The organism is Kitasatospora sp. NPDC059462 (genome assembly GCF_042749955.1).
In the GTDB taxonomy this organism is placed as follows: Bacteria; Actinomycetota; Actinomycetes; order Streptomycetales; family Streptomycetaceae; genus Kitasatospora.
The window spans coordinates 43,290-47,440 of sequence record NZ_JBHYUU010000046.1 but is presented as its reverse complement, the minus strand read 5'-3'; the positions used below and the strand labels follow the sequence as shown (position 1 = coordinate 47,440).

Here is a 4,151-nt window from a genome sequence, read left to right as displayed (position 1 = left end):
GAGAGCTACGCGGCAGGCCTGCACCTCCGCGGATCGATCATGTGGCTGAAGTCTCTGACCCCAGCCACATGATCCGAACCTTGAACAGCTCCTAGTGGTCGCACCACCCCCGCCGCTGCTCCGCGGCGTGTAGACCGGCGGCGGGTAGTAGGACCGGGGCGATGAGTACCCGTAACCTCCACTGCTGCACGCGGGGCACGCCGCACGTCCGCTGGCGGTCCTGTGACCCTGAACTGGGGCTGTACAACGTCTCATAGCTACATGGTATTCGTGTGACTACTGCTAGGTTTGCGTTATCGCACGGAGAAGACGGCCGAGGACAGTTCAGTCTATTGGGGTCGCCAACGCTACTGATCTCCACCGCTTAACGCTGGATGCTTCTCGGGCCCTTCAACCGGGCCGCCCGTGGGCCGTACGAGAACGGCCAACGCCGACAGGCGACAGCAGTTGCCAACAGCTCGCTCCCTGTTCAGCATCCGTGCTCAGTCGGCCGCTTCCGGGTGCCCGCCGGCCGCTCCGGCGGGCAGGCCCCAGAGCAGACCACCGATCTTCTCGGCCACTTCCTGCAGCATCAGGTGGTTACGTGCCGGTAGCACCTGGCCGTGGAGACCGACGACCACCCCATGATGGCCATCACGATCCGCTCGGGGAGGAGTTGGCTGGCCAGCGGACAAGTGAGGCCGTCATCGTAACCACGACTCGGCCACTTCATAGTTGCAGTTTTGGTTGCATTCACCCCTGTCCAGCACCGTTCAGAGCCCGACCAGCGGGTCGTTCCGCCGCAGGTCGGGACTCCTACGGCTGTCCCCGGACAGCCGGACGGACATTTGGAAAGCGTGTTGGGGGCAACCCCTCACGAGTTCGAATCTCGTATCCTCCGCCTCTGCCTGACAAGGCAGTTGAAGGCCCCGACCGGGTTCCCGGTCGGGGCCTTCTTCGTGTCGTGGTCTCAGTTTTGGTCTCAGTTCGTCGGCACCGGGTGAGCAACTGCCCCGGACCGCCCCGGCGGCACCGCAGCCCCGGAGACCCGACCACTGCCACGCACATGATCCCCACCTGAACGGGTAGCCGCATGGTTCGAGGAGCTGCAACGGGAAGCAGGCGAACCACCGTGGAGAGTCACCTCGGCCCAGCAGCGGTTCGCCGTCACTGCCAGCTCGATTTCACCGCCGGAGGTGGAACGTCCCGCGTCAGCGAAGGTAGGGCGTTCACGCGCCGAACCCTGTCCGGTTGGCATCTCGCCCCATCCGTTCTCGGCGACGACGTCCAGCTCATCGTCTCGGAACTGCTCACCAACGCCGCCAGGTACACGGCGGGCCCTCTCGCACTGGATCTGGACCAGAACGGCCCGTGCCTGCGCATCACCGTGACTGACCCCCAATCCGGCAGCACGCTGCCCGACCCCGGCACGCATCAACCGACCCGGGTCGGCGGCCACGGCCTGTTCATCGTCGACCGCCTCGCCCTCTGCTGGGGCGCCCTCTCGAACGACGGCGGCAAGGCCGTATGGGCCGAACTCCTCGTCCCCTCCGAACAACCACCGCCATCGCCTTGAGACCCCGCGCCGTGACACGGATCCGCGGGCGAAGACTCGACCCAGCGTTCCACGGTGTGCCCCATCACCGGATCATCGAGTCAGGCATGGCAAAAGCGGAATCCTGGTTCATACTTGTGGTGTGTGGGATGAGCGAGAGCCGCGAACGGGCTGGACGTTCCTGACCCAGCACGCGCGTGTGCTGTTGTTGGTCTCGCGGGATGCGGACGTCCGATTGCGGGACCTGGCCGCGATGTGCGGCATGACCGAACGGGCCGCGCGGGCGATCGTCACGGACCTGGAGAAGGCCGGTTACCTGACCCACTCCCGGCACGGACGCCGCAACCGCTACCAGGTGGTCCGCGGCACGTACTTCCGTCATCCCGCCGAGGGCCACCACGAGATCGCCGGGCTGCTGGCCCTGTTCGCCGATCCCGCCCCCGACGCCGGCCACCAGCCTGCGACCACCACCGGTGACCATCATGATGAGCATCCGTGACCCCGCGCCAACCCGTCTCCCGTACCCCGCCGCACCTTGTGCGCGTCCCGGCCGCTCTGCCACCACCCCTCCCGTTGAGGCGGTGAGTCCAGTGCCCGACCCCAGCGGATCCACCCGGCACGACTGCCCCGACCCCCCGCACGCGGTCACTCCGCACCTGCGGATCTCCACCACGAAGCTCCCCGGGACGGCCGTGATCGTCTGCCTCGACGGCGAAGCGGACCAGGAAGACCGCCGCAAGCTGAACGACGCCCTCTCCCGCGCTCTCCAGGACCGCCCACCCCGGCTGGTCATCGACCTGGCCGGCCAGACCTTCTGCTACTCCGTGTGCCTCAACGCCCTGCTCGCCGCCCGTATGGACGCGAGGGCCGCAGGAGTGGAGATGGTGCTGGCCGCCCCGCCGCCCCAGACCATGCGATTGCTGGAGATCACCGGCACCGACGAACTCTTCACCGTCCGGAGCAGTGTGCGCGCCGCCCTGGCGGGCATCAGGGAGATCGGGTGAGGAGCTCCAGATGGACACTCCGTATCGCTACGCGGTGACCCTTCCGGGTGTACCCGGCAGGCACAATCCGCTCGACGTCGTCGTCGTTCGTGCCACGGACGAGGTGACCGCGGACGGGACCCCGGTCTACGCGGACAAGGCCGGCACCTTCCGCGTAGAGATCAACGGGGAGACGGCCCGACCGCTCGCCGAGCCGACCGGACAGGGACGGCACACCTGCCTGCACGCCACCCCACTGCCCTGACCTCGCCGCAGCTTCGCTCCGGGCATGGCCCGACCTGCCACCGTGCTCGATTCCCGGCGGGCGCAAACAGCCCAGGACCCTCGAACGCGGGCACTCAGCCTCAGGCAGCCTTGCCCGCGAGGAGGCTGGTGACACGGTCGGCCATGAGGACACCGAGGATGTAGCCGTCCTCATCGACCACGGGCCAGACCGCCAGGCGCTTGACCCGCATGGCGATCGCGGCCAGGGCCAGGCCCATGGTCGGCCAGGCGAACGGGCCGCGCTGGTGGGTGGTGGCGCTGATCGCGGTCCGTCCGGTGTACCAGGAGCGGTTCAGGAACGGATGGAGTCCGATGCGGGTGACCAGCCCCTCGCACCGGCCGTCGTGGTCGCGGACCAGCAGGTAGTCGAGGTGGGCGCCGCGGAGGACGTCGTCGGCCTGGTCGACGGTGCTGTCGTCGGCTATCTGGTAGTCGCAGGGGTCCATGGCGTCGGCGACCGTGAGGCCGTGGCCGGGCCGCACCGACTGCGGGGAGTGGGTGGTCACGGTGCTCACCGTTCCCGTCTCCGGCCGCCCCTGGGGGCTGCCGGGCTTTCCTTCACCCAGAACGAGGCCGGAACGGTTACCGGAATGCGTGATGCCCTGGATGCCTACGACCCTACTCCGGTGGCGAGCGGACCGGAGCAGCCCGCTGCGGAGTAGCCTGGGAGGCAACCGAGGACATATCGCACATCGGCATCAGCGTCGACGTCGCCCTGGGTCATGACGGGTCCCTCGCGGACCGGACGGGCGGCTTCGCATGATGCCGATTCCTTTCCCCACCTCTTCCTCTCCTGGGCCGTGGATGGCACCCGGCGCCCCGCTGCTGCCTCGCCTGGTGCTGGAACCGACGATGTCACGGGAGGGCGTCTTCGACGGCGCCTGGTGGCCCCGCTCGAACCACGTCCTCGCCGAACTGCCGGACCTGATCACCGCGCTCGGTGCCCACTTCGGGCGCATCGTGCGGGTCGGCCTCGACACCTCGGCCTGGGACGGCGTGCCCCGGTCCGTGGCGGCGAACGGCCTGACGGTCAGAATCAACTGGTTCACCGGCAGCGACGCGACGATCAGCGTCACCCGGGGCTTCCAGGACCACTTCCTGCTGCTGGTGGTACCGCCCGGCACCAAGTCGGCAACAGCCGCCTCGGCGATGGCCGGCGCCTCGGCGACCGGCAACCACACCCCGGCGGCAGAACTCCTGCTCGGCTGAACGGCCCGGGCACGGTCCCGGTCTCGGGGGGCGCGGGGGGGCGGCGGCCGCCCCCGCCCCCGCCCGCCCCCCCCCGCCCCCCGGAGCCAGGACAAAAACCAAAACACAACCCCAGAGGTGGGATTTAAAAAAAAAAAAAA

General features: G+C 68.5%; 6 protein-coding genes. 5 read left to right on the top strand and 1 reads right to left on the bottom strand.

What is annotated here, in order from left to right:
* Positions 1-1,111: 1,111 nt before the first annotated feature.
* The 4 genes from ACFXAM_RS14985 to ACFXAM_RS14970 all read left to right on the top strand — a co-directional run bounded on the left by ACFXAM_RS14985 (position 1,112) and on the right by ACFXAM_RS14970 (position 2,782).
* On the top strand, positions 1,112-1,555 hold the full coding sequence (locus tag ACFXAM_RS14985; RefSeq protein ID WP_380291142.1) for an ATP-binding protein: 444 nt from the start codon (positions 1,112-1,114) through the stop codon (positions 1,553-1,555).
* A gap of 241 nt (positions 1,556-1,796) precedes the next feature.
* Entirely contained in the window at positions 1,797-2,033 is a 237-nt protein-coding gene (locus ACFXAM_RS14980; RefSeq protein ID WP_380291140.1) for a hypothetical protein, read from the top strand.
* Between the two features lie 82 nt (positions 2,034-2,115).
* Complete coding sequence (locus tag ACFXAM_RS14975; protein WP_380291138.1) at positions 2,116-2,538, top strand: STAS domain-containing protein; 423 nt, start codon at positions 2,116-2,118, stop codon at positions 2,536-2,538.
* A 10-nt stretch (positions 2,539-2,548) separates the two neighbouring features.
* Positions 2,549-2,782 carry a DUF6296 family protein gene (locus ACFXAM_RS14970; RefSeq protein ID WP_380291136.1) on the top strand — a complete coding sequence of 78 codons (234 nt, stop codon included), beginning with the start codon at positions 2,549-2,551 and terminating at the stop codon, positions 2,780-2,782.
* Between the two features lie 100 nt (positions 2,783-2,882).
* Here the strand turns inward: ACFXAM_RS14970 and ACFXAM_RS14965 are convergent, their stop codons facing one another.
* Positions 2,883-3,317 carry a CBS domain-containing protein gene (locus ACFXAM_RS14965; protein ID WP_380291134.1) on the bottom strand — a complete coding sequence of 145 codons (435 nt, stop codon included), beginning with the start codon at positions 3,315-3,317 and terminating at the stop codon, positions 2,883-2,885.
* A gap of 289 nt (positions 3,318-3,606) precedes the next feature.
* On the opposite strand from ACFXAM_RS14965, the gene ACFXAM_RS14960 reads away from it, so the two are divergent.
* Positions 3,607-4,011 carry a DUF5994 family protein gene (locus ACFXAM_RS14960; protein ID WP_380291132.1) on the top strand — a complete coding sequence of 135 codons (405 nt, stop codon included), beginning with the start codon at positions 3,607-3,609 and terminating at the stop codon, positions 4,009-4,011.
* The last annotated feature ends 140 nt before the right edge of the window (positions 4,012-4,151 follow it).